The following is a 23,221-nucleotide window of genomic DNA, read 5'->3' as shown; positions in this document are numbered from 1 at the left end:
AAAACAAAAAAGCCGTACAATACATGCACGGCTTTTTATAAGTTACGATGACGCTTTTTGGTGGATATGCGCTGCTGCTACAAACCCTTCAAATAGCGGATGACCATCACGTGGTGTTGACGTGAATTCCGGGTGGAACTGCGCGGCAATAAACCAAGGGTGATCTTTGTTTTCAATAATTTCTACCAGTTTTTTATCTTCAGATAAACCAGAGAATGTTAAACCCGCTTTTTCTAGCTGCTCTACAAAGTTGTTATTTACTTCGTAACGATGGCGGTGGCGTTCTACAATTTCGTCGCTACCGTAAACTTCGTGCACTTTAGAGCCTGGTGTTAAGTAACATTTTTGTGCGCCTAAACGCATTGTGCCACCAAGATCCGATTTTTCGTCACGAACTTCTACTTTGCCTTCGGCGTCTAACCACTCGGTGATTAAGCCAACAACCGGCGCTGCTGATTTGGCATTAAACTCAGTAGAGTTTGCATCAGCTAAGCCTGCTACATTACGTGCATACTCAATAAGCGCTACTTGCATACCTAAACAAATGCCTAAGTAAGGCACTTTATTTTCACGAGCGTATTTAGCTGCTAAAATTTTACCTTCAACACCACGACCACCAAAACCGCCTGGAACTAAAATAGCATCAAGGTGAGAAAGTAATTCTACGCCTTTGCTTTCTAGGTCTTGTGAATCTACATATTCGATGTTGATTGTTAAACGGTTTTTAAGACCCGCATGTTTTAATGCTTCGTTAACCGACTTATACGCATCGGGTAATTCAATGTATTTACCAACCATACCAATGGTCACTTCGCCCGTAGGGTTAGACTCTTGGTATAGTACTTGTTCCCACTCAACTAAGTCAGCTTCAGGCGCGTCTAAGTGAAAACGACGACATACAAAATTGTCTAGCTCTTGTGATTTTAACAATGCTGGAATTTTGTAAATACTGTCTACATCGGGTAGTGAAATTACCGCTTTTTCTTCAACATTAGTAAACAATGCAATTTTTGCACGCTCGTTATTAGGTAACTTACGATCTGAGCGACAAATAAGAATATCTGGCTGAATACCAACAGAACGAAGCTCTTTAACTGAGTGCTGTGTTGGTTTTGTTTTCACTTCGCCCGCAGGGCCTAAGAAAGGCACTAACGTTAGGTGAATAAAGAGTGCGCGTTCGCGACCGATCTCTGTGCCCATTTGACGAATTGCTTCAATAAACGGTTGTGATTCAATATCACCTACCGTGCCACCAATTTCAACAATGGCAATATCGTGCCCCTCAGCGCCTTCGTAAACACGCTGTTTAATATCGTTAGTGATATGAGGAATAACCTGAATAGTGGCGCCTAGGTATTCACCACGACGCTCGCGACGTAATACGTCTTCATATACGCGGCCTTGCGTGAAGTTATTTCGGCTAGTCATTTTGGTGCGAATAAAACGTTCGTAGTGACCTAGATCAAGATCAGTCTCTGCGCCGTCTTCTGTAACGTATACTTCACCGTGTTGAATTGGGCTCATTGTGCCTGGGTCAACGTTGATGTAAGGATCCAGCTTTAAAATAGTAACATTTAAGCCACGGGCTTCTAAAATAGCCGCCAACGATGCTGCTGCAATACCTTTACCCAACGAAGAAACAACCCCGCCAGTAACGAAGATAAATTTTGTACTCATGCGAACCCTAGAATATCAGGAATTAAAAGGAATATAACACCCAAAAAAGTGGCTATGGGCATATCATCAAGACGGGGCGAAATTGTACCAAAACACGCTTTAGCAATCCAGCTAAAATTAGCGAATGGGCGATTAAAAAACGTGCGCTATTTTATTTATGTTTTTTAATTGCTTCCCACGCATTATCCATTTCTTCAAGGCTTGCTGTCTCTAGGCTTTTACCTTGCGCTTGCAAATATGCTTGTACCTTTTCAAATCGGGCAGAAAACTTATCGTTTGCATTTCTGAGGAGCTGCTCTGGGTCACGTTTGACGTGGCGAGCCACATTAACGGTGGCAAATAGTAAATCGCCAAGTTCTTCTGCTGTGTGATCCGATAAAGGATCGTGCGCTATTGCTTCTTTAACTTCAAGTACTTCTTCGCTTACTTTATCAAGCGCACCATAATAAGTCGGCCAGTCAAAACCCATTGAAGCTACTCGCTGTTGAATTTTTTTAGCCTTGCTAAGACTTGGCATATTTGCTGGAATATCTTGCCACAACAATGATGTATTGGTTAATGCTTTTTCGCTTCGCTCCTGGGCTTTAATAGCTTGCCACTGCAGTGATAATTGCTCATCATTGAGCGCTTTTTTGTCGCCAAAAACATGAGGATGACGACGTGTTAACTTTGCATTTAATTGTTCTATTACATCGTTAAAATCAAACAAGCTTTGTTCTTGCGCTAATTGGGCATAAAACACAATTTGAAACAGTAAGTCACCAAGCTCATTTTTAAGCTCATTTAAATTACCCGATTCGATGCAGTCGGCAACTTCATAGGCTTCTTCAAGTGTATGCGGCACAATTGATTTAAAGTCTTGTTTAAGATCCCACGGGCAGCCGCCATTGGGATCTCTGAGTGTTTGCATAATACTCAAAAGTTCTGTTAATGCTGAATGGTTAGCCAAAGCTACTGCCCTCGCTTAGCGTGGTGAACACCTTCAATTTGGTGCAATTTAGAGAGCACTCGGTTTGTACCCGATAAATCGTGTACTTCTATTTGCATGGTAAATACCGCTAACTGGTCAGCACCCACAGTATTAACGTTCATATTAATTACGTTTACTTTTTCGTTAGCAAGTACAGAACTTATATCGCGAATGAGTCCAGATCTGTCGCTTGCTTCAATTTTTATACTAAGCGCGTATGATCCATTTATATCTTCAGACCAGCTAACTTCTACAACACGCTCTGGATGCTGTTTTTTCAAGTTATTAAATGCATCACAATCATCACGGTGAACGCCGATACCACGGCCTTGCGTAATATAACCAATAATTTCATCGCCGGGCACTGGTCGGCAACATTTAGCTACATGACTCATTAAACTGCCCACGCCATCAACCACTATGCCGTTTTTATCGCCCGTTACTTTGCTTGGTGCTTTAAAACGAATAACGGGTTCGTCTTCTGTGCGGTCAGTAACAAAATTAAGCATTTGGTTAAGGCGCACATCCCCCGCCCCTATCGCAACCATTAAGTCATCAAGCTCTTTAAAGTTAAATCGCTTAATTGCTGGAGCTAAATCTTTGTATGTTAAATCAAGCTTTTGTAGCTCATTATCAAGAATTTCTTTACCCGCACTTAAATTTTTATCACGATCAAGTTGCTTGAACCAATGGTGTATTTTGGCCCGCGCACGAGACGATTTAATGTAGCCCAATGACGGATTTAACCAATCTCTACTCGGGTTAGCCTGCTTTTGTGTGAGAATTTCGACCTGATCGCCCGTCGTTAATTGATGCGTAAACGGCACTATTTTGCCAAATACTTTTGCGCCAATACAACGGTGTCCCACATTAGAATGGATGTAGTACGCAAAATCGAGCGGCGTGGCCCCTAATGGTAGGTCAAAAATATCGCCACGCGGGGTGAATACATACACTCGGTCTTCAACAACTTGGTTTTTTAGCTCTTCAGCTAAATCGCCGCCATCAACTACTTCTTCTTGCCATTGCAGTAATTTACGTAGCCAGCTAATTTTTTGCTCGTAACCCGAACCACGTCCGGGTAAGGCCCCTTCTTTGTACATCCAATGAGCAGCTACGCCTAGTTCTGCATCTTGATGCATGTCTTGTGTACGAATTTGTATTTCTACGGTTTTACCCTCAGGGCCAAAAACAACGGTATGAATTGACTGGTAACCATTTTGCTTAGGCGTTGCAACATAATCATCAAATTCTTTATTTAAATGGCGCCAGTTGGTATGCACTATACCCAGCGCACCGTAGCAATCTTGCAAGCGGTCAACCACAATACGCATGGCACGAATATCAAAAAGTTGATCAAACTCGTAGTTTTTTTGCGCCATTTTTTTGTAAATACTGTAAATATGCTTAGGCCGGCCATATACATCAGCTTCTATACCTGCTTCACTTAAACGGCTTTTAACTTGCTCTACCATGTCTTCCATGTAGGCTTCGCGGGCAAGTCGTTTATCATCAAGTTGCTTGGCTATTTTTTTGTAAGTATCTGGGCGTAAATACCTAAACGATAAATCTTCAAGCTCCCACTTTAATTGGCCAATTCCAAGTCGGTTTGCTAAAGGAGCAAAAATATCCGCGGTTTCTTTGGCGGCAATAACCCGCTCCTCTTCACCGGCGTCTTTCACGTTTCGTAAATGACAAACCTGCTCGGCAAGCTTTATTACCACAGCCCGCACATCTTCAACCATGGTTAATAACATTTTACGAATATTATCAACTTGTACAGTGCCTTTGCCTTGATGCGACAAAGTACTGATAGTCGCCATTTGAGAAACGCCCGTTAACAGCAGCGATATATTACTACCTAGCTGCTCTTGAACGGTTTCAAGGGACACAACGTCATTTAAAAAATAAGGCGTTAAGTAGGCCGTGGCTAACGATTCGGCATCAAGGTTTAGCTCGACTAAAATTTCTACCATTTCGATGGCTGTATTTTGCCAAGCTTGGTTATCACTTTTAACACAAAGCGCTTGCGCCTTATTAAGCAACTGAATCTTTTCTGTAGACAGATCGAGTGCTTTTAACCGTGTAAAAAGATCACCCGTTTCATCTTGTTGATGTGATTGACGTGTCGCTACCATAATGCGCTTTACCTCCGTTGAAATAACGCCATAGTTTCAATATGCCCAGTATGAGGGAACATATTCATTAGCCCAATTTTGTTGAGCCCAAAGCCTGCTTGCAAAATAATAGCGCTGTCACGGGCTAAGGTAACAGGGTCACAAGAGACGTATAAAATTGTTTTAAATTGCTTTAAAGGTAATTGCTCTAATATAGCCATTGCACCAGTACGTGAAGGATCTAGTACCAACACATCTAGGTTTTTATTAAACCATTGCGCATTTTGTATTTTTTGCGTTAAATCGTAGCAATGAAACTGCGCATTACTGATAGAGTTAGTTTGCGCATTTTGCGCGGCCATTGCAACCGCAGAAGCAACCCCTTCTATACCAATTACCGTTTTTGCTTGTTTTGCCAGCACGAGCGAAAAGTTACCAATACCACAAAATAAATCTAATATATTTTCATCGCCACTTAAACCAAGCCAATCTACCGATTGTTTTAACATAGCTTGATTAACTTGCGCATTAACTTGAATAAAATTACCTAAACCGAACTCAAATTTTAGTTTAAATTCATCTAAGTAATAATACGGCATAGTAATATTAGCGTGGTCAATCACTTCGCTTTCGCTTTGCCAAATAACTGAGTATTTGTAAGGCATACAGGCTTTTTTAACCACTGCCTTTACTTCATTACTAATTGCTTTAGTGTGACGAATAACCACAAAGTTATGCGTTTCACTTTGGCATAATTGCAGGTGGCTTATACTGTGTAATGACTTATTGTGATTAATTAATTCATCAAAAAGTGTAAAAACAGCTTCATAGGCATCAGTCAAAACTGCACACTTATTGATACTAACAACATTTTTAGAAGCGCTCGCTCTATAACCTATACGCATTTTTTTAGCCGCTTTATCAAACATAACCGCTATTCGTGCACTTCGCCTATAATGTGTTGGTTTACTTAATAATGGAGTTTGCCAGTTTAAATTTGCTTGCTTGGCAAATTTTTCGAAAAGCTGCTCAACCGCGGTTTGCTTTTCAACTACTTGCTGATTCACATCTAAGTGCTGTAATTGACAGCCACCACAGTGATTATAATGCTCACAAAAAGGCGCTACCCTTGCTTTACTTTCTTTAATCACTTTGTGTGTAACAGCATTACTGTAACGCGCTTTATCATCAACAAGCGTTGCTTTTACTTGCTCGCCTGGTAATGCACCTGCAACAAAGCATACTTTATTGTTATATTTTGCTATGCCACGGCCTTGGTGATCCATATTTGTTATATCGAGCACCACTGACTTTTGTTGAAGAGGTTTTTTTTTCGCTTTAAAAATTTGTGCCATGTGGCATTACCTTACATTTATTTAGGTTAAAACTCGTTACTAATCACACCTAGGGGAAGCTTTGAGAATAAGCATCGAAACGTATATACTCAAAGCATACTAATAATGATAATAATGCTCCCACTATGACCAAATTAGGCTTACGTGATTCTGTTTTAACTTTGACCCTGATCCCTACGGTGATCATTGGATTGCTGCTTGGTGGTTATTTTACAGTAAATCGTTACATTGAGCTTGATGAAATTTTATATCAACAAGGTGCAACTATTTCAGAGCCCTTAGCTATTGCCCTAGAGCAGCCACTTCTTGATAAAAATAAAGTATTACTTAATCGTTTAATCAGTTTTACACATAATCGCCACTCACCGTCTATTAAATCAATTGCTATATTTGACACTAACAACGAGCTGTTGATGACGAGTAATTACCACCGCTCATTTGATGAATTAATTAATCAAACGTCTCTTGAATCACTTAAAGTCACTAAAATAGAGTCCTCAAAAGATATCATCACGTTTTATACTCCCATTATTGGGCACTCTTCCCCTAACACTCAGTGGGATTCTTCTGCTTTTCAAACAACATTGGGCACGGTTATTTTACAGCTAAACAAAGATAAAGCCGTGATTGGTCAACAACGCGCCTTACTTGTTAGTGGCATTGTTATTATTTTATCTTTGGTATTGGCGGCAATTATGGCATTTAAACTTAGCCGTATGTTTATGACCCCTTTGAATAAGTTAGTACTTGCAACCGACAAGCTCGTTGAAGGAAAAAGAAGTACAGGCCTTACGGATACCATGTTAGGTGAATTTGATATTCTTCGTGAAGGGCTAAACACGATAGCCGATACCATGGTGATGCAAAAAGACGAAATGCAAAAAAATATTGACCAAGCAACCAGTGATTACCGTGAAACGCTTGAACAGTATGAAACGCAGAATATTCAGCTCACAATGGCAAAAAAAGAAGCGCAGGATGCTAACCGTGTTAAGTCTGACTTTTTAGCAAAAATGAGTCACGAGTTACGTACGCCACTCAATGGTGTAATGGGGTTTACTCGCCAGCTTTATAAAACACCACTGAACAAGCACCAAAAAGATTACCTCGATACAATCATGTTGTCGGCTAATAGCTTAATGACCATTATCAGCGATATTTTAGATTTTTCTAAACTAGAAGCTGGTGCGATGGAACTTGAGTCTATTCAATTTCAATTGCGCGATGCTGTAAACGAAGTCATGACACTGCTTGCTCCAAGCGCCCATGAAAAACAGCTTGAGCTCTCTATTTATATAAACCCGCAAGTCCCTGACGATTTAACCGGGGATCCCACTCGCTTTAAACAAGTACTTATTAATTTACTAAGTAACGCAATTAAATTTACCGAACAAGGTTCTATAAAAGTAGATATTAGCTACCGCTTACTTGATGAAGAAAGTGCCTCTGTTTTAGTGTCGGTAACAGACACCGGTGTGGGTATACCAATGGATAAACAAGATTCATTGTTTACCCCTTTTGGCCAAGCAGATTCGAGCATTACGCGTAAATTTGGGGGTACCGGCCTCGGCCTGATTATCACCAAACATATTGTTGAAGCGATGAATGGTCGAATATCGTTAAACTCAGCGCCTGGTAACGGAACATGTTTTACATTTAATAGCGTTTTTAGACTCCCTAATCACGTATTTACCAACGATCTGCCAAGTAAATCACTCATTGGTAAACGTATTTTATACTTAGAGCCACACGAGCATACTCATCATGCAGTACTGTCGTTGTTGACAGAGTGGCAAGCAAACGTAACGCCATGCTTTAACGAAGCCAGCTTTTTGTCAGCCATAGAAAATACCCAAACTAAATTTGATATTTGTTTAATAGGTCACATGGCATCGGTTGATCATATGCAACTATTAAAAGGCTATGTAAAAACAGTAAGAGACTCGACCGATTATTTATATTTAATGCTTAATACCGTTTCACATAATATGCGTGAGGCGTTTATTGGCAGCGGTGCAGATGCCTGTTTAAGTAAGCCGCTTAATCATCGTAAGCTATGCGAGGTGCTTGCTGCGCCGTATAGGCTCGATCACCCTGTCCATAATATAGAGCAAAGCGAACAAAAGTTATTGCCACTCAAAGTGTTAGTTGTTGATGATAATGACGCTAATTTAAAACTGATATGTACACTGCTTGATGAGCAAGTTGAGGTCATTGATACCGCTCATAATGGTTCACAGGCTTATAGTTTAAGTAAAAGCCATAAGTACGATGTTATTTTTATGGACATTCAAATGCCAATAATGGACGGCATAACCGCGTGTAAACTTATTCAAGAGTCGTCGCTTAATGAAGACACGCCTATTATTGCGGTAACCGCACATGCATTGCATAGCGAAAAAGAACAACTACTGAAAGATGGCTTTAAAGGGTATTTAACCAAACCTATTGACGAAGATACGCTTAAACAAATTATTAGCGACCACAGCCCGCAAACGCCAATAAACCGTGACAAAAGCAAAAATGAAATACCCCAAAGCCCAGCGCCTTTTGAGAGTAGCCGAATAGATTGGCCGCTCGCATTACAACGGGCTGGTGGAAAAAACGAATTGGCGCTTGAGATGCTCAATATGCTGCTTTTAAGCGTACCAGAAACACTGAATTTACTTACTAAAGCTATTGATGATGAAGATTGTGAACAAGTACTCAGCATTGTGCATAAATTCCATGGTGCGTGCTGCTACACTGGTGTACCAAAATTAAAATCGTTAGCTGAAACTATTGAAACTTCACTTAAAAATGAGTGCGTGCTCGAAAATATAGAGCCTGAACTTTTTGAGCTACAAGATGAGCTTGAAAACCTATTGGTTGACGCAAAAATGAATGGTAAAAATAAAAAAGACGCATCGTAATCGCGTCTTTTTTATTTTTGAATACTGACTCAAAATCAGCTAGTGTCAGCTTCGTCTTAAAAGTAAAGTTTGCTATTAAACACGCGCTTCAAGCATCAAGCGCTTCATATCTCGTACTGCTTTATCTAAGCCGTCAATGGCGGCACGCGCAATAATAGCGTGGCCTATATTTAACTCATAAATTTCTGGCATTGCGGCTATTGGTTTTACATTATGGTAGTTTAAACCATGCCCTGCGTTCACAATTAGACCTAAACTTGCTGCGTATTGTACACCTTGACGAATGTGCTCAAGCTCTTTGCTTAAGTCACTATCGTTTGTAGCATCTGCGTAAGCACCGGTGTGTATTTCTACATAAGGTGCGCCACAGGCTTTTGCAGCATCTAATTGTGCAGTATCCGCGTCAATGAATAATGAGACTTTGATGCCTGCATCGGTAAGGGTTTTAGTTGCCGCTTTTATTTTGTCTATGTTACCCGCAACGTCTAAACCGCCTTCTGTAGTTAATTCCTCACGTTTTTCTGGTACCAAACAAACATACTCAGGCATTACCTCAAGAGCAATAGCAATCATTTCATCAGTTACTGCTGTTTCGAGGTTCATACGCGTTTGAATTGTTTTTGCCATTACATATACGTCACGATCTTGAATGTGACGGCGGTCTTCACGTAAATGAATGGTAATGCCATCTGCACCGGCGTGCTCAGCAACGCTCGCTGCATGCGCTGGGTCGGGATAAGTTGTGCCTCGTGCTTGGCGAAGCGTTGCAATATGATCAACGTTTACACCCAAAAGAATATCTTTCATTATTTTACCTGTAAAATTACGTTTATTGAGAGGCCGTAAATAATTCACGACTTTTTAATGGCTTATTACCTAGTAAAGGTTTTAGTAAATAGCGACTTAACTGTTTTGCCATATATAACACATCTTTTCGACTAAAGTCATGATTTGCTATTGCTTGGAGCTGTTCACCGCTAAAGCCTGAGCGGGTATCTTCTTGAATAACAAACCCAAGCTCAGGAAAATAACTATACGTAAGCGCTTCATCTATTGGCTCACCATTGGTATCAAAACTAAAATCAACACCGTAACCCAATAATTCGAGTAATTGAAATTCGTAAGAACGCAAAACAGATTGCAAATCGGCACCACTGTTTAAGTTTTCTAAATGAGATTTATAAAGCTCATAAGCTTGTTCTATTGGCTCATTAACAGGCACTATTCTGTTTGTTAACTCGTTTAAATAAAAACCACAATAAAGCTCATCACCTGATAGAAAAAGCGGTGCGCCGTGCAGCTCAAATTTATTAATGTATTTTAAATCGTACTTACCACTGTAGTGAACAAGTAGAGGTTGAAAAGGCTGTAATTGCGCTTTATGTTTAGTGGCCTGGCGGCCACTAATTCTTGCGATCATTCTAAGCTGACCGACTCCTTCTACTAGCATATCAAGCATTACTTGTGAGTCACTATAAGGACGTCGGTGTAATAAGTATGCGGTATAGAAGTCACTATCCATAAAGTAGGCTACTTATTGTCTTAGTCTTCACCGTAGCCTAGGCTTCTAAGGGCACGTTCATCATCAGCCCAGCCAGATTTAACCTTTACCCAAAGCTCTAAAAATACTTTGTTATCAAGCATTTCTTCTAGATCTTTTCGAGCTTCACGGCCAATCACTTTTAGCTTTTCGCCTTTGTTACCAATAACCATGCGCTTTTGTGTTTCACGTTCAACTAAAATTAACCCGTTGATATGCCAAACACCGTTTTCTTGCCATTTAAACTGTTCTATTTCAACAGTGACCGAGTAAGGTAGTTCTTCACCCATAAAACGCATTAGCTTTTCACGGATCACTTCGGCAGCCATAAAACGCATCGAGCGATCGGTTACGTAGTCATCTGGAAAATAAAACTCACATGGCGGAAGACGCTTTGTTACTTCATCTTTAATAAGGTCGATATTTTTACCTTGCTTTGCCGAAACCGGCATAATGCTTACAAAGTCAAACTTATCGCCTAATAACTTCATATGAGGAAGCACTAAATCACGGTCTTTTACTTGGTCAATTTTATTAATGACCAACATCACTGGTTTACCGCTTTGCGATACTTTATTTAGTACCATTTCATCATCAGCAGTCCAGTGCGTTCCTTCAACCACAAAAATAATCAGTTCTACGTCACCAATTGAACTAGATGCAGCACGGTTCATTAAACGGTTAATTGCGCGCTTTTCTTCTATGTGAAGTCCCGGCGTATCAACATAAACAGCTTGATACTTACCTTCTGTATGAATACCCATAATACGGTGGCGCGTTGTTTGCGGCTTACGAGAGGTAATACTTACTTTTTGCTCAATAATCTCATTGAGTAAAGTCGATTTACCTACGTTAGGACGTCCTACAATGGCAATCATGCCACAAAATGTATCAACATCGCCTTCATGAGGTTGTATTAGGGTATCAAGATTCATTTTTAATTATCTTCAATGCTTTTTCAGCAGCTTTTTGTTCAGCCTTACGGCGTGAGCTACCAACAGAAATTATGCTATCCATTCCATCAACAATACATTCAACCGTGAATGTTTGATTGTGCGCTTGGCCTTTTGTATCAACCACAGTGTAACCTGGTAAAGGCAGTTTGCGACCTTGTAGATGCTCTTGCAGCAGGGTCTTCGGATCTTTTTGGTTAAGCCCTGGTGAAATAGCATCTAAGCGTGATTCGTACCACGATAAAATAAGCTCGCTGCATCGCTCAATACCTGAATCTAAAAACGCAGCACCAATGATGGCTTCTACTGCATCGGCAAGTGTTGATTCGCGGCGGAACCCACCACTTTTTAGCTCACCGGGACCTAAACGTAAGTAATCACCTAAACCAAATTCAACACCAAACTCAGCAAGTGTTTGACCACGTACCAGTGTTGAACGCATGCGGCTTAAGTCGCCTTCTCGTGCCTTTGGAAATTTGGCATAAAGTGCATTGGCAATAACAAAACTCAAAATTGAGTCGCCTAAAAACTCTAAGCGCTCATTATGTTGACCTTTGTGGCTACGGTGTGTCATTGCCTGTTCAAGTAAACCTTGATCAGAAAACTCGTAGCCGATTTTGTTGTATAACTCTGTTACATTTTTTTTCATTGTTACTGAATATTACCTAGGCGTTCAAAGCGAACACCAGTTGGAACCCATCCTGGTAAAACATCATCAGGGCCATTCTCAAATTCAAAACTCATCCATATAAAGACAGCTTTCCCCACCAAGTTTTCTTTTGGTACAAATCCCCAAAATCGACCATCTTCACTATTATCTCGGTTGTCACCCATCATAAAATAGTGGTCTGCGGGTACAACCCACTCATCGGTGCGAGTACCAGCTTGTCTGAAGTAGCGACCTTTTTTCTCTGGAACCTCAGGGTAAATTAAAATATCGTGACCATCTTCTGTGAGCGATTCATTTATTCGAACCGATTCCATGCCTTTTAGCATAAATTCGCCTCTATCTTTCACTTCCATGTCAATCTTGTTGTACTCACCACATTGTAAGTTACTGCGGCTTACTTCACCTTCAGCACACTTTGGCTGAATGTATAGGTGTTTATCGCGGTATACAACCTTATCGCCAGGTAGCCCTATTGTTCTTTTAATGTAGTCAATTGTTTCATTACCAGGAAACTTAAAAACAACAATATCACCACGTTCAGGCTCGTCCATCTCAACTAATTGAGTGCGCCAAACAGGGTCTTTTATACCGTATGAATACTTTTGTACTAAAATAAAATCGCCCACCAATAGTGTTGGCATCATCGAACCTGACGGAATTTGAAAAGGTTCAAATATAAACGATCTGAAAATAGTAATAGCAGCAATCATCGGAAAAATCGATTTTGCAGTTTCAGTTAATACTGGCTCTGGTGCAATTAATGCTGCTGTTTCATCATCTAACTTTGCGCCAGCAGACGTTTGCGCTAACTCTAAACGCTCTTGCCTTTTTGGTGCATACAGTAAGTGGTCTATTAACCATATTAAGCCTGAGCCTAAGGTTAACAGCACCAATAAAATTGAAAAGTAACCAGCCATTTATAATCCTTTGTTGTTATTTGCCAACTTTCAGAATAGCTAAAAACGCCTCTTGAGGTACTTCAACATTACCTACTTGTTTCATGCGTTTTTTACCATCTTTTTGTTTTTTGAGTAGCTTTTTCTTACGACTCACATCACCACCGTAACATTTAGCAATTACGTTTTTACGTAGTTGTTTTACAGTTGTACGCGCAATAACATGCTGACCAATCGCGGCTTGAATTGCGATATCAAACATTTGACGCGGAATAAGCTCTTTAAGCGCATCAGCAAGCTGACGACCACGTGATTGCGCACTGTCTCTGTGTGCAATAATTGCTAGCGCATCAACACGTTCACCATTAATTAAAATGTCAACGCGAACCATGTCTGATGTTTGAAAGTGCTTAAAGTTATAATCAAGTGATGCAAAACCACGGCTAGTAGATTTAAGCTTATCAAAGAAATCCATTACCACTTCAGCCATTGGTAACTCATACGTTACTGCAACTTGCTTACCATGATAAGTCATTTTAGTTTGACTACCGCGCTTTTCTATACATAGAGTAATGACATTACCTAAGTATTCTTGCGGCACTAATATATTTGCCTCAACAATCGGCTCACGAATTTCTACAATGTCATTAACTGCAGGTAAATCAGACGGATTATCGATTTGGAAAGTGCGCTCGTCTTTTGTTACGATTTCGTAAATTACCGTTGGAGCAGTTGTAATCAAGTCAATATCGTATTCACGCTCTAAACGCTCTTGAATAATTTCCATATGGAGCATACCCAAAAAGCCACAACGAAAACCAAAACCAAGTGCCGTTGAGTTTTCTGGCTCAAAGAATAACGACGCATCGTTCAAGCTTAGCTTGTTAAGGGCATCGCGGAATGATTCATACTCGTCAGACGCTATTGGGAACATACCTGCATAAACTTGCGGTTTAATTTTTTGAAAGCCAGGTAAACGCTGTGGCGCTGCGTTTCTTTGATGCGTAATCGTATCACCAACTGGTGCACCGTGAATTTCTTTAATACCTGCGATAACAAAGCCTACTTCACCGGTACGTAAAATCCCTGTATTGGTTTGCTTAGGTGTAAATATACCCACTTGATCGGCTGTATGAATGTGCTCGTTAGACATGATTTTAATTTTGTCGCCCGTACGTAGCTCACCGTGCTTAATGCGCACAAGCGATACAACACCTTGGTATGGGTCAAACCATGAATCAATAATTAGCGCTTGAAGAGGCTCGTCTTTTTCGCCGACTGGTGGCGGAATGTCCTTAACGATCATTTCGAGCACTTCGGCAATACCAACCCCGGTTTTAGCACTACACTGAACAGCGTCTAGGGCATCAATACCAATAATTTCTTCAATTTCTTCAGCAACACGCAGTGGATCTGCTTGCGGTAAATCAATTTTGTTTAATACTGGAATTACTTCCAAGTCCATTTCTATCGCGGTGTAACAGTTTGCTAAAGTTTGCGCTTCAACGCCTTGCCCTGCATCAACAACTAATAATGCGCCTTCACATGCAGCTAAAGAACGCGATACTTCATAGGTAAAGTCAACGTGTCCTGGTGTATCAATGAAATTAAGTTGGTATGTTTCGCCGTCATTTGCTTTGTAGTTCAACGTTACACTTTGCGCTTTAATGGTAATACCACGTTCGCGCTCAATATCCATTGAATCTAAAACTTGTTTTTGCATTTCACGGTCGGTTAAACCGCCACAAACTTGAATCAAACGATCTGAAAGGGTCGATTTACCGTGGTCAATATGGGCGATTATCGAAAAATTACGGATATGCTTCATAAACTGAGTTCAATACTTCTTAATTAAAGGACTAAATATGGATACCTAAGTGACTTGCAAATACTTGCTTTAGCATGTTTTTGTTAATTAATTTAACAACATACATAATGACGAAAAATGATATAAACAATCAATAACTGATAACACAACAACTGCACTGGTTAACTTTTATTACACTGCTTTAAATCACGACTTCCTGTATTTCCAAGTTACTTGGGTATAAAGCGCCAATTTTACATTTAATTGGCGTCAATCACCATCTATTTGAGTTAAAGGGATACTAATTGGATGAATTTTTACTACTTTTATATCGTGTTTCAGCGATTTAACCCGTGTTTTAGCAATATAAAACCCCAAAAGCCCCCCCAAAACAGCTGCTAGTATTTGCCAACCTTCGCCCATTATTAATAACTCAGACGTTACAAGTGCAAAAATAAGACTTAAAAACAGCGGCAACATATAAACAGCAAACGCATGTTTTACCATATGGCTATCATCAAGGGATAAAGTGACCTTCTGCCCTATTTCGACAGGAGACTCAAATTTATAAGGAAGTGTTTTTTTTGCAGTACCAAATAATTTACTAAATACCTGAGAGCCACAACGACCGTTGCAGCCAGCGCAAGCTTGCTTTTGCTCGGCTTCTAAATGCGCTGTGTGGCCACTAAGGGCCACAACAGTAAGAGTTTGTTCAATCATAACAATCCTTGCGAATCGTTTATAATGCGCGCGTAACAGATTCGGCTATAGCCTTAGCGGTTAAACTTGGCACATTACCAACAACCGATACATCAAAATTACCGCCATTATGCACATAAACCGTAGTGGCGCCAGAGGTGAGTGCACCACTTAAGCGTTTGCCTGGTAGTGGTCGCTGAATAAACACAGATATCTCAACAAACCCATCTGAATAAAGGTAGTAATCCGTTAACTCATTGTTTAAATCGAGTTTATGCCTGTCAGACTTAAGTAATTCAAAACCAGCTGGTAACCAGCTTATCTCCCAATTAGTTGAAGAACTATCAACTCCTTCCAATTCGTTTTCAGGTAATGGTGTAGGAAAGTTTCGATTTAAGACTTCAAGTAGCATTGGTGCTGGTTGCTCAGTCACACTAATATGGGTTAACTGAAGCTGTTCAAGTGCTTCACCCTGATGGTTAACGTACGCAGCTTTTAATAGCAGCGCAGACTCCATATCAAGCCAAATCCAGTAGTTATACTTGTGCTCGTCTTTTGACTCTATGCGCACTAACTGCGCTGCCCTACCTGCAATACGGCCTTTTCCGCCTAATACAAAATCATAGTGTTCACTTAATTGCTGTATATCTTTAAAAAGAACTTCAGGGATAGGGCCTGCAATTGAATCTGTTTTAAGCGAGTAAGGCTCAGACTGTGGCTCAAAGTAAGTTACCTGGTCGTTAACTCTAATCATTTCAAGGCCAGCGCCATTGAGCAAACTTAAGTGTTCGAGCTCGGTTTCACCTTGTTTGGCGTGCACCCATCGGTAGGGTTCCATTGATTTACCTTTAACAACAACAAATGAGGCGTCAAAGTTACGATTATGGACAGCATTGGCCATTTCTAATAATAGCGTTTTGGCAGGGTTTGTGTCGTTGGCAACGGCAGTAAAGCTTAGTACCAACGACAGAACAAAAGTAATTACTTTCATTTAATTAGTTTTTTTCCTCTTGCGCTTTTGTTTCATTTTGCGCTGTTTGAAGAGAGTTAGCAACACGTGCTTGACGCTGATGCTCTAACACTAACGCACCAATGCGTTGTTGTTGTAACTCACGCAAACCTTGCTCTGCGTTTTCAAGGGCTGGCGCTGATGAGTAGCTCACTGGTGACGCCATGCCTGTTAACGGTGTGGTTTGAAGTAATGGAATTTCATTTTGCTGTGGATCACTTTGCGGCAAAGTACTCACTCCCACAATCGCAAACATTGCCACGCTTGCAGCTATTGCAAGCTGCGTAACAGGTTTACGCCAGTTAAATGACACTACGTTATTTTGTTCTTTTTTATCAGCTACTTGAGATTGTCCTTTTGACTGAGTAAAGTCAGCGTAAACAGGCTCGCTTTCTAGTGCTAATGCAACGCGTTCGCTAATATCAATATGGATGTCGTGGTTATTTTTTTGAGCACGCATTGCATCACCAATTAACGCATAACGACCAAACGTAGAAACATCTTGCTCTGCAATTTTTGCATCAGCTAGGTGCTGCTCGCCATCAAGTAATGCAGATAACGATTCGTTATCTAACTTGTTAAGGTGTGCTTTTGTCATACTAAGACTCGCCTATTAATGGGTTTAATTTGTTATCAATTGCTTCACGGGCACGAAATATACGCGAACGTACTGTACCTACAGGGCAATCCATTACCACAGCTATTTCCTCATAGCTCATACCCTCAATTTCTCTGAGAGTTATTGCGGTTTTAAGGTCTTCAGGCAAACTATCAATTGCATTAAAAATTACAGCGCGAACCTCTTCACTTAATAAAAGGTTCTCAGGTGATGCGTTTGAACGCATGGAGTCACCACAATCATAAAATTCAGCTTCTTCGGCGTCAATATCATTGGCTGGCGGCTTACGCCCCTGTGCAACTAGATAATTTTTAGCACAATTAACGGCAATACGGTATAACCAAGTATAGAAAGCGCTATCGCCTCTAAAGTTGGGAAGTGCACGGTAAGCTTTTATAAAAGCCTCTTGCGCTACATCAGCAATATCACCTTGGTTTGATACATAACGAGAGATCAAACCTGCAATCTTGTTTTGATACTTCTTTACTAATAGATTGAAGGCATTTTTATCGCCCTGCTGCACTCTTCTTACTAGCACTAAATCCAATTCCTGCTCGCTCATTCGAGCCGGTACTCCTATGTCTGATTTTTGCTTGTTATTCATATTATCGCCATTGTTCACAAATACTCTGACCCCGACATGAATAAAAAGTTCTGCTTAATATTATTTTTATATAAAATAGTTCATAAATAACGGCGCTAAGCCATTAAAATCACTACGTAGTGGTATGGCAAATATGATACAACTACGGATATTAAAAACAAATACTGCTTTATTTAAGCATTGTAACCGCAAAGTACCCCTGACATGAACCAAAATAAACATCACATCGCAGATGTCGCTATTATCGGAAGCGGCGCGGCTGGCTTATCTCTTGCCTTATCTTTAGCTAATTATTGTAACGTGACCGTTATTAGTAAAGGTGCGCTTACCGAAGGCTCTACACTTTATGCACAAGGTGGCATAGCCGCAGTATTTGATAAACAAAATGACAGTATTGAATCGCATGTTGAAGATACCCTCGATGCTGGCGGCGGCCTGTGTGACCGTAAAGCAGTTCATTATACAGCGAGTAATGCACACGATTGCCTACAATGGCTAATTGACCAAGGCGTGCCTTTTGACATGGAGTTTGACAGCAAAGGCAAAGAACGTTTTCACTTAACGCGAGAAGGCGGACATAGCCATCGTCGGATTTTACATGCCGCCGATGCTACAGGTAAAGCCGTTCAAACAACGTTGATAAGCCAAGTCAAATTACATAAAAATATCACCCTACTTGAGCAATATAATGCAATTGATTTAATTACTGATAAAAATACAGGCCGAACGGGAACACACGTAGAGGGTATGTATGTGTGGAACAAAAAAGCTAAAAAAGTCGAAACTATATCAGCTAAATTTGTAGCGCTTGCCACCGGTGGAGCTAGTAAGGTGTACTTATATACATCTAACCCTGATGTATCGAGCGGTGACGGTATTGCGATGGCTTGGCGAGCTGGCTGTAAAGTGGCTAATATGGAGTTTAACCAATTTCACCCCACCAGCTTATATCATCCAGAATTACAAAACTTTTTAATTACCGAAGCAATGCGCGGTGAAGGCGCTTATTTAAAACGCCCCGACGGCACCCGCTTTATGAAAGACTTTGACGAGCGCGAAGAGTTAGCTCCTCGTGACATAGTGGCTCGTGCAATTGATTTTGAAATGAAACGCTTAGGTGCAAATTGTGTTTATTTAGATATTAGCCACAAAGATAAAGAGTTTATTATTGAGCACTTCCCTACCATTTATGCAAAATGCTTAAGTGTTGGGTTAGATATTACAAAAGAAGCGATTCCGGTTGTCCCTGCCGCACACTATACTTGCGGTGGTGTAATGACCGACTTCAACGGTAAAACAGATTTAGATAATCTTTATGCCGTGGGTGAAGTTGCCTACACCGGTTTACACGGTGCAAACCGAATGGCAAGCAACTCATTGTTAGAATGCATAGTGTTTGCCCACGCCGCAGCAAAAGATATTTTAAGCAAAATTGAACATGCGCCAGAGCCAATGACCTTGCCACAATGGGATGAAAGCCGCGTAACTAACTCTGACGAAGAAATTGTCATCACTCATAATTGGCATGAGCTACGTCTGTTTATGTGGGATTATGTTGGTATTGTTCGTTCAACTAAACGCTTAGAGCGCGCATTGCATCGCGTTGAGCTGCTGCAACAAGAAATACACGATTATTATGCTAACTTTAGAGTAAGTAACAACTTGCTAGAACTACGTAATTTAGTACAAGTGGCAGAGTTAATAATTAGAAGTGCCATGCAAAGAAAAGAAAGTAGAGGGCTTCATTACACAATTGATTACCCTGATCAAAACGAAAACCCAACTCCCACTATTTTGACTCCTGAGCGCCATTAACAGCGCTCAAAACAGCTCGTTTTAATCGGGCATAGCTTTGCTTATCAACACCATTGGCTGAAATAATAAGCCAATGGTTGTTACTAAATCCTTTTATGAATAGCCACACACTGCCCGTGAACACTCTGCTTTTGGTACTTATTTGCCCTTCTACTTTATAAGCGTGATTTTCGAATCTAAACAAGTTGGGCTCCAAAATAATCACGCCCATGAGCGGTTGGCATACAGTTATTTTACGCCCTACTAAAACCCCAGCGATTAGATTGGCAATAACACAAATTATAATAGACAGGACAGAACTTAAAAATAAGCACATTATTAATGTAAGCACACAAAAAAAGACCACAATGGGTTTGTGGTCTGCTTTATTATTTTTTACTGTGAACCTATACACGAACTCTGTTTAATATAAGTTGAACCATGCTATTTAGTTGCTCGTCTTTACATTTTTCATGCCCCATAAACCATGCAAATAAATCAGGGTCTTCTTGTGTTAACAAGCGCTGAAATATAGCTTGTTGCTCTGCATTTAAAGAATCGTATGCTTCTTCTACAAACGGCATAAACAAAACATCTAGCTCTAACATGCCACGACGACAAGCCCAACGAATACGTGCTTTACTATGAATTTCAACCATTTTAAACCTCATACTGAATTGACTCGAGTTTAACAAACACAAGCCGGTTTAGCAGCTATTAATCAACTATAAAATAAATACCCCCCTGCGGGTGCTTGTCTGTACCATACGTAACAACTGCGTTATTATGTCACTTCATTTGTATTGCAAAGAAGGTTTTTATGTCTAGCGTTTACGCATGTCCGTTATCTCACCAACTTATTAGCCTTACGGGTACTGATAAATTATCTTATCTGCACGGGCAAATTACTCAAGATCTAAATAAATTAACCACCAGCAATTTTTTATGGACCGGTCATTGTAGTGCCAAAGGAAAACTTTGGGGTGTATTTAAGCTCTTTTCTCACCAAGACAGTTATTACTTATCTGGCAGCAGTGCCGAGGTAGAGCAATCATTAGTTGAGCTAAAAAAATACGCTGTATTTGCAAAAGTAGACATAAGCGCCTCTTCAAAGCGCCTCATTGGTCTTATTGGTGATGACTTATCCGCTACATTAGATGAGCTAAATATTACCTTTAACGAAAACACTTCAGCATGCGATTTTGCAAGCGGTAAGGCATTAAAACTGGCTAATAACCGAGTTCTGCTTATGGTCGATAACCAGTTTGCAGTACCTGACACTGTTTCTACGCTCGATAATGATACCCCATGGCAACAAGCAGCAATTTTAGCTGGCGAGCCACAACTTAACAGTGATGCAATTGGTGAATATGTGCCGCAAATGGTTAACTTACAAGCCATTGGTGGAATCAGCTTTAAAAAAGGCTGCTATACAGGGCAAGAAACTGTAGCCCGTATGAAATACCTTGGTAAAAATAAGCGAGCCATGTATATCGTATCAGGCCAAAGTGAAAGTATGCTGGACGAACCCGAACTTGAAGTACAACTGGGTGAAAACTGGCGTCGTGCTGGTAAGTTTATTGCGCAAAGCTTTGATGAAAAAACAAAGATCTTAACTGGCCTTGTTGTGTTGCCAAACGATACTGAAACAACGCAAGTACTTCGTGCAAAACACGCGCCTCAGGTAGAGCTAAACATTCTGCCTCTGCCCTACTCTTTAGATGATGAATAAATAGGAATGACTATGATCGTTGCGGCAAACAAAGTGGTAAAAATGCATTATTCAGTGATGGATAATGATGGTAACAGCATTGATAACTCGTTCGGTGGTGAGCCGCTACATTTTATTGTGGGTACTGGTTATCTAATTTCAGGCCTTGAAAACGCACTACTAGGTAAGCAACCTGGTGACACGCTAAGCGTAAAAGTAGAACCTGAAGATGGTTACGGTGAACGCCATGACAACCTAATGCAAGCTGTACCAAAGTCGATGTTCGATGGTATGGAAATTGAAGTGGGTATGCAATTTCGTGCATCAACAGATGATGGCGACCAATCAGTAATGATTATTGATATCCAAGATGAAGAGGTCATTGTTGATGGCAATAACCCGCTTGCAGGTATTACACTAAACTTCGATGTTGAAATACTTGAAGTACGAGATGCAACAGCTGATGAGCTTACCCATGGCCATGTGCATGGCGAAGGTGGTTGTGGTCACGACCACTAATAAAACCTTTTATAAAAAAAGCGCCTAAGGCGCTTTTTTTATATCATATTATTACGTTTAACCACCTTGGGGTCACTTTGTTGCTTTTTAGGCTGTGCCACTGGTACGTTCTGTTTTTTTAGTGCGTCTAGTAACCCTTGTTGGTCGTTTGTACCCACTCTATACAAGGTGCCATCGTTAAGCGTTAGCTGAACAGCACTAAATCCAGACACAGTATAAACCCACCCATCGTGAGTTATACGAATACCAATACCATGCCTGTAAGAGTTTTGAACTGCTTTCGCCTCAGAAATATCGCTAAGCGTAATTTGCTGGCCTGCCACACCAGGGCCAAATCCCCAGCTAATTGTTTTATCGTTTACTTTAACTGTTAAGCCATGAAACAAAAAGCCCACCAGTACCAATACACCTGCAAAAATAATTAACGGCCAATCTGCCCCAATTAAATTCCACGCTAAAGCAACAAAGCCACCAATCCAAGTCAAAACAAAAAAGATAAACACCGCATACTGTTTATGCTGATACATATTATTCTCTAATTAAATAAAATACTTAAAAGCTATACACCAAAGTAGCACTGAGCTCAGAATCAAACTTAAGTTTATCATCTTCTGGTTTTGAATTATAACGATACATATAAGCAAACTTAAGAGACACCGCCCCTATAACCTGGCTAATCAGCGCAGTTTCAGATTTTAATCGTGAATTTAACCCTGACAATGACTGCTCTATACTCACATCTTGATTAAAACGTGTTCGTTTTGAAACCAGTCGCTCCCATTGCATAGCAACACGCAGTAAGTAACCGGTTTTATTTTCTTCGCTTTCACTTACCGTTGAGTCTTCATCAGCTACCGAACGGTACAAACCAGGCCCGATATCAATATCTACTTTGTTCTTGGTGCCCTGATAAACACGCGCACCATACCCTGTTGCAATGGTGCTTTTAAATTTAAGGCCACTAAACTGATCTTCCTCGTAATCGCCATAAATAAAAAACGATGAATTTTTAACGCCTACTTTGTAGTTACCTTGTGCAGATACAAACACACGGTTTGCAGTTACGTCGCTGTCTCCAGTGTCGTCATTTTCGTCGCGCTTATAAAGGGAGTCAATTTTGAATTGGTTTCGCCACTTTTCAAAATCTTGGTAAAGGTTACCTTTGAGCTTAAAGCTGGTTGAATTGATATTACCCCGGGACAAAATAAACCCAAACTCAGTATCGCCGTAAAGCATTTCGCCTTTGTGTAAATCATGAATTTCTTCGTCAGAAAGCTGCCCATACTCATGAAAATCTTCAAATGGATCAACAGCCCAGCAAGAGCCACTAATTAAAATAAAAATTAAAAATAAATACTTACGCAAAATT

Annotated in this window: 22 protein-coding genes; 4 read left to right on the top strand and 18 right to left on the bottom strand. The window is 40.4% G+C overall.

From position 1 onward, the window contains the following. Positions 1 to 42: 42 nt before the first annotated feature. From KZZ04_RS01675 to rlmD, 4 genes are all read right to left on the bottom strand, one after another. Positions 43 to 1,677: a CTP synthase gene (locus KZZ04_RS01675; RefSeq protein ID WP_219421589.1), complete on the bottom strand. Its 1,635-nt coding sequence runs from the start codon at positions 1,675 to 1,677 to the stop codon at positions 43 to 45. A gap of 151 nt (positions 1,678 to 1,828) precedes the next feature. Continuing rightward, entirely contained in the window at positions 1,829 to 2,626 is a 798-nt protein-coding gene (mazG, locus tag KZZ04_RS01670) for a nucleoside triphosphate pyrophosphohydrolase (protein ID WP_219421587.1), read from the bottom strand. Positions 2,627 to 2,628: 2 nt separating this feature from the next. Then, complete coding sequence (gene relA / locus KZZ04_RS01665; RefSeq protein ID WP_219421586.1) at positions 2,629 to 4,785, bottom strand: GTP diphosphokinase; 2,157 nt, start codon at positions 4,783 to 4,785, stop codon at positions 2,629 to 2,631. An 8-nt stretch (positions 4,786 to 4,793) separates the two neighbouring features. After that, positions 4,794 to 6,119, bottom strand: a complete 1,326-nt coding sequence (gene rlmD / locus KZZ04_RS01660) for a 23S rRNA (uracil(1939)-C(5))-methyltransferase RlmD (RefSeq protein WP_219421584.1) — start codon at positions 6,117 to 6,119, stop codon at positions 4,794 to 4,796. A 125-nt stretch (positions 6,120 to 6,244) separates the two neighbouring features. Here rlmD and barA point away from each other — a divergent pair, with 125 nt between their 5' ends. Continuing rightward, positions 6,245 to 9,031, top strand: a complete 2,787-nt coding sequence (gene barA / locus KZZ04_RS01655) for a two-component sensor histidine kinase BarA (protein ID WP_219421582.1) — start codon at positions 6,245 to 6,247, stop codon at positions 9,029 to 9,031. A gap of 75 nt (positions 9,032 to 9,106) precedes the next feature. Here barA and pdxJ read toward each other — a convergent pair whose 3' ends face one another. The 10 genes from pdxJ to rpoE form a co-directional block, all read right to left on the bottom strand. Continuing rightward, on the bottom strand, positions 9,107 to 9,838 hold the full coding sequence (gene pdxJ / locus KZZ04_RS01650) for a pyridoxine 5'-phosphate synthase (RefSeq protein ID WP_138528814.1): 732 nt from the start codon (positions 9,836 to 9,838) through the stop codon (positions 9,107 to 9,109). A 22-nt stretch (positions 9,839 to 9,860) separates the two neighbouring features. After that, positions 9,861 to 10,553, bottom strand: coding sequence for a DNA repair protein RecO (recO, locus tag KZZ04_RS01645; RefSeq protein ID WP_058550913.1), 693 nt, complete (start codon positions 10,551 to 10,553; stop codon positions 9,861 to 9,863). Between the two features lie 20 nt (positions 10,554 to 10,573). Next, the gene (gene era / locus KZZ04_RS01640; protein ID WP_058402986.1) at positions 10,574 to 11,506 is read right to left on the bottom strand and encodes a GTPase Era; all 933 of its coding nucleotides are present in this window, start codon (positions 11,504 to 11,506) and stop codon (positions 10,574 to 10,576) included. Continuing rightward, positions 11,496 to 12,173 carry a ribonuclease III gene (gene rnc / locus KZZ04_RS01635; RefSeq protein WP_006794149.1) on the bottom strand — a complete coding sequence of 226 codons (678 nt, stop codon included), beginning with the start codon at positions 12,171 to 12,173 and terminating at the stop codon, positions 11,496 to 11,498. The genes era and rnc overlap by 11 nt, the downstream gene beginning before the upstream one ends. Before the next feature lie 2 nt (positions 12,174 to 12,175). Next, complete coding sequence (gene lepB / locus KZZ04_RS01630; RefSeq protein ID WP_058402987.1) at positions 12,176 to 13,111, bottom strand: signal peptidase I; 936 nt, start codon at positions 13,109 to 13,111, stop codon at positions 12,176 to 12,178. Positions 13,112 to 13,127: 16 nt separating this feature from the next. After that, entirely contained in the window at positions 13,128 to 14,918 is a 1,791-nt protein-coding gene (lepA, locus tag KZZ04_RS01625; protein ID WP_138528818.1) for a translation elongation factor 4, read from the bottom strand. Positions 14,919 to 15,167: 249 nt separating this feature from the next. Next, a complete protein-coding gene (locus tag KZZ04_RS01620) occupies positions 15,168 to 15,617 on the bottom strand; it encodes a SoxR reducing system RseC family protein (RefSeq protein ID WP_138528820.1) in 450 nt (149 codons plus the stop codon). Between the two features lie 19 nt (positions 15,618 to 15,636). Next, positions 15,637 to 16,587, bottom strand: a complete 951-nt coding sequence (locus tag KZZ04_RS01615) for a MucB/RseB C-terminal domain-containing protein (RefSeq protein ID WP_058402990.1) — start codon at positions 16,585 to 16,587, stop codon at positions 15,637 to 15,639. Positions 16,588 to 16,591: 4 nt separating this feature from the next. Further along, positions 16,592 to 17,203, bottom strand: a complete 612-nt coding sequence (locus KZZ04_RS01610; protein WP_219421580.1) for a sigma-E factor negative regulatory protein — start codon at positions 17,201 to 17,203, stop codon at positions 16,592 to 16,594. A 1-nt stretch (position 17,204) separates the two neighbouring features. After that, on the bottom strand, positions 17,205 to 17,786 hold the full coding sequence (gene rpoE, locus KZZ04_RS01605; RefSeq protein WP_219421738.1) for an RNA polymerase sigma factor RpoE: 582 nt from the start codon (positions 17,784 to 17,786) through the stop codon (positions 17,205 to 17,207). A 246-nt stretch (positions 17,787 to 18,032) separates the two neighbouring features. Here rpoE and nadB point away from each other — a divergent pair, with 246 nt between their 5' ends. Beyond that, on the top strand, positions 18,033 to 19,643 hold the full coding sequence (gene nadB / locus KZZ04_RS01600; protein WP_058402992.1) for an L-aspartate oxidase: 1,611 nt from the start codon (positions 18,033 to 18,035) through the stop codon (positions 19,641 to 19,643). Here nadB and KZZ04_RS01595 read toward each other — a convergent pair. Together KZZ04_RS01595 and KZZ04_RS01590 are read right to left on the bottom strand one after the other, a co-directional pair. Further along, positions 19,618 to 19,974 carry a hypothetical protein gene (locus KZZ04_RS01595; protein ID WP_058403320.1) on the bottom strand — a complete coding sequence of 119 codons (357 nt, stop codon included), beginning with the start codon at positions 19,972 to 19,974 and terminating at the stop codon, positions 19,618 to 19,620. The genes nadB and KZZ04_RS01595 overlap by 26 nt on opposite strands. Before the next feature lie 55 nt (positions 19,975 to 20,029). After that, positions 20,030 to 20,281: a succinate dehydrogenase assembly factor 2 gene (locus KZZ04_RS01590; RefSeq protein ID WP_006794140.1), complete on the bottom strand. Its 252-nt coding sequence runs from the start codon at positions 20,279 to 20,281 to the stop codon at positions 20,030 to 20,032. A gap of 161 nt (positions 20,282 to 20,442) precedes the next feature. On the opposite strand from KZZ04_RS01590, the gene ygfZ reads away from it, so the two are divergent. After that, positions 20,443 to 21,354 carry a tRNA-modifying protein YgfZ gene (gene ygfZ, locus KZZ04_RS01585; protein ID WP_219421578.1) on the top strand — a complete coding sequence of 304 codons (912 nt, stop codon included), beginning with the start codon at positions 20,443 to 20,445 and terminating at the stop codon, positions 21,352 to 21,354. Positions 21,355 to 21,366: 12 nt separating this feature from the next. Further along, a complete protein-coding gene (locus tag KZZ04_RS01580) occupies positions 21,367 to 21,852 on the top strand; it encodes a peptidylprolyl isomerase (protein WP_008132774.1) in 486 nt (161 codons plus the stop codon). Between the two features lie 38 nt (positions 21,853 to 21,890). On the opposite strand, the gene KZZ04_RS01575 is transcribed toward KZZ04_RS01580, so the two are convergent. Both KZZ04_RS01575 and KZZ04_RS01570 read right to left on the bottom strand, forming a co-directional pair. Further along, positions 21,891 to 22,379, bottom strand: coding sequence for a hypothetical protein (locus tag KZZ04_RS01575; protein WP_058550905.1), 489 nt, complete (start codon positions 22,377 to 22,379; stop codon positions 21,891 to 21,893). Between the two features lie 25 nt (positions 22,380 to 22,404). Then, on the bottom strand, positions 22,405 to 23,217 hold the full coding sequence (locus KZZ04_RS01570) for a DUF481 domain-containing protein (protein WP_058403321.1): 813 nt from the start codon (positions 23,215 to 23,217) through the stop codon (positions 22,405 to 22,407). Positions 23,218 to 23,221: the final 4 nt, after the last annotated feature.

This window comes from Pseudoalteromonas sp. CR1 (assembly GCF_019392235.1).
Taxonomy (GTDB): Bacteria; Pseudomonadota; Gammaproteobacteria; order Enterobacterales; family Alteromonadaceae; genus Pseudoalteromonas.
This window is presented reverse-complemented; position numbering and strand designations above follow the sequence as displayed.

Coding starts and splice junctions, on each gene's coding strand:
- KZZ04_RS01575 (WP_058550905.1), bottom strand. CDS start 22,379: ATGTATCAGCATAAACAGTATGCGGTGTTTATCTTTTTTGTTTTGACT.
- lepB (WP_058402987.1), bottom strand. CDS start 13,111: ATGGCTGGTTACTTTTCAATTTTATTGGTGCTGTTAACCTTAGGCTCA.
- ygfZ (WP_219421578.1), top strand. CDS start 20,443: ATGTCTAGCGTTTACGCATGTCCGTTATCTCACCAACTTATTAGCCTT.
- pdxJ (WP_138528814.1), bottom strand. CDS start 9,838: ATGAAAGATATTCTTTTGGGTGTAAACGTTGATCATATTGCAACGCTT.
- rnc (WP_006794149.1), bottom strand. CDS start 12,173: ATGAAAAAAAATGTAACAGAGTTATACAACAAAATCGGCTACGAGTTT.
- KZZ04_RS01590 (WP_006794140.1), bottom strand. CDS start 20,281: ATGGTTGAAATTCATAGTAAAGCACGTATTCGTTGGGCTTGTCGTCGT.
- lepA (WP_138528818.1), bottom strand. CDS start 14,918: ATGAAGCATATCCGTAATTTTTCGATAATCGCCCATATTGACCACGGT.
- KZZ04_RS01620 (WP_138528820.1), bottom strand. CDS start 15,617: ATGATTGAACAAACTCTTACTGTTGTGGCCCTTAGTGGCCACACAGCG.
- KZZ04_RS01675 (WP_219421589.1), bottom strand. CDS start 1,677: ATGAGTACAAAATTTATCTTCGTTACTGGCGGGGTTGTTTCTTCGTTG.
- rlmD (WP_219421584.1), bottom strand. CDS start 6,119: ATGGCACAAATTTTTAAAGCGAAAAAAAAACCTCTTCAACAAAAGTCA.
- KZZ04_RS01615 (WP_058402990.1), bottom strand. CDS start 16,587: ATGAAAGTAATTACTTTTGTTCTGTCGTTGGTACTAAGCTTTACTGCC.
- nadB (WP_058402992.1), top strand. CDS start 18,033: ATGAACCAAAATAAACATCACATCGCAGATGTCGCTATTATCGGAAGC.
- relA (WP_219421586.1), bottom strand. CDS start 4,785: ATGGTAGCGACACGTCAATCACATCAACAAGATGAAACGGGTGATCTT.
- rpoE (WP_219421738.1), bottom strand. CDS start 17,786: ATGAGCGAGCAGGAATTGGATTTAGTGCTAGTAAGAAGAGTGCAGCAG.
- barA (WP_219421582.1), top strand. CDS start 6,245: ATGACCAAATTAGGCTTACGTGATTCTGTTTTAACTTTGACCCTGATC.
- recO (WP_058550913.1), bottom strand. CDS start 10,553: ATGGATAGTGACTTCTATACCGCATACTTATTACACCGACGTCCTTAT.
- KZZ04_RS01580 (WP_008132774.1), top strand. CDS start 21,367: ATGATCGTTGCGGCAAACAAAGTGGTAAAAATGCATTATTCAGTGATG.
- era (WP_058402986.1), bottom strand. CDS start 11,506: ATGAATCTTGATACCCTAATACAACCTCATGAAGGCGATGTTGATACA.
- KZZ04_RS01610 (WP_219421580.1), bottom strand. CDS start 17,203: ATGACAAAAGCACACCTTAACAAGTTAGATAACGAATCGTTATCTGCA.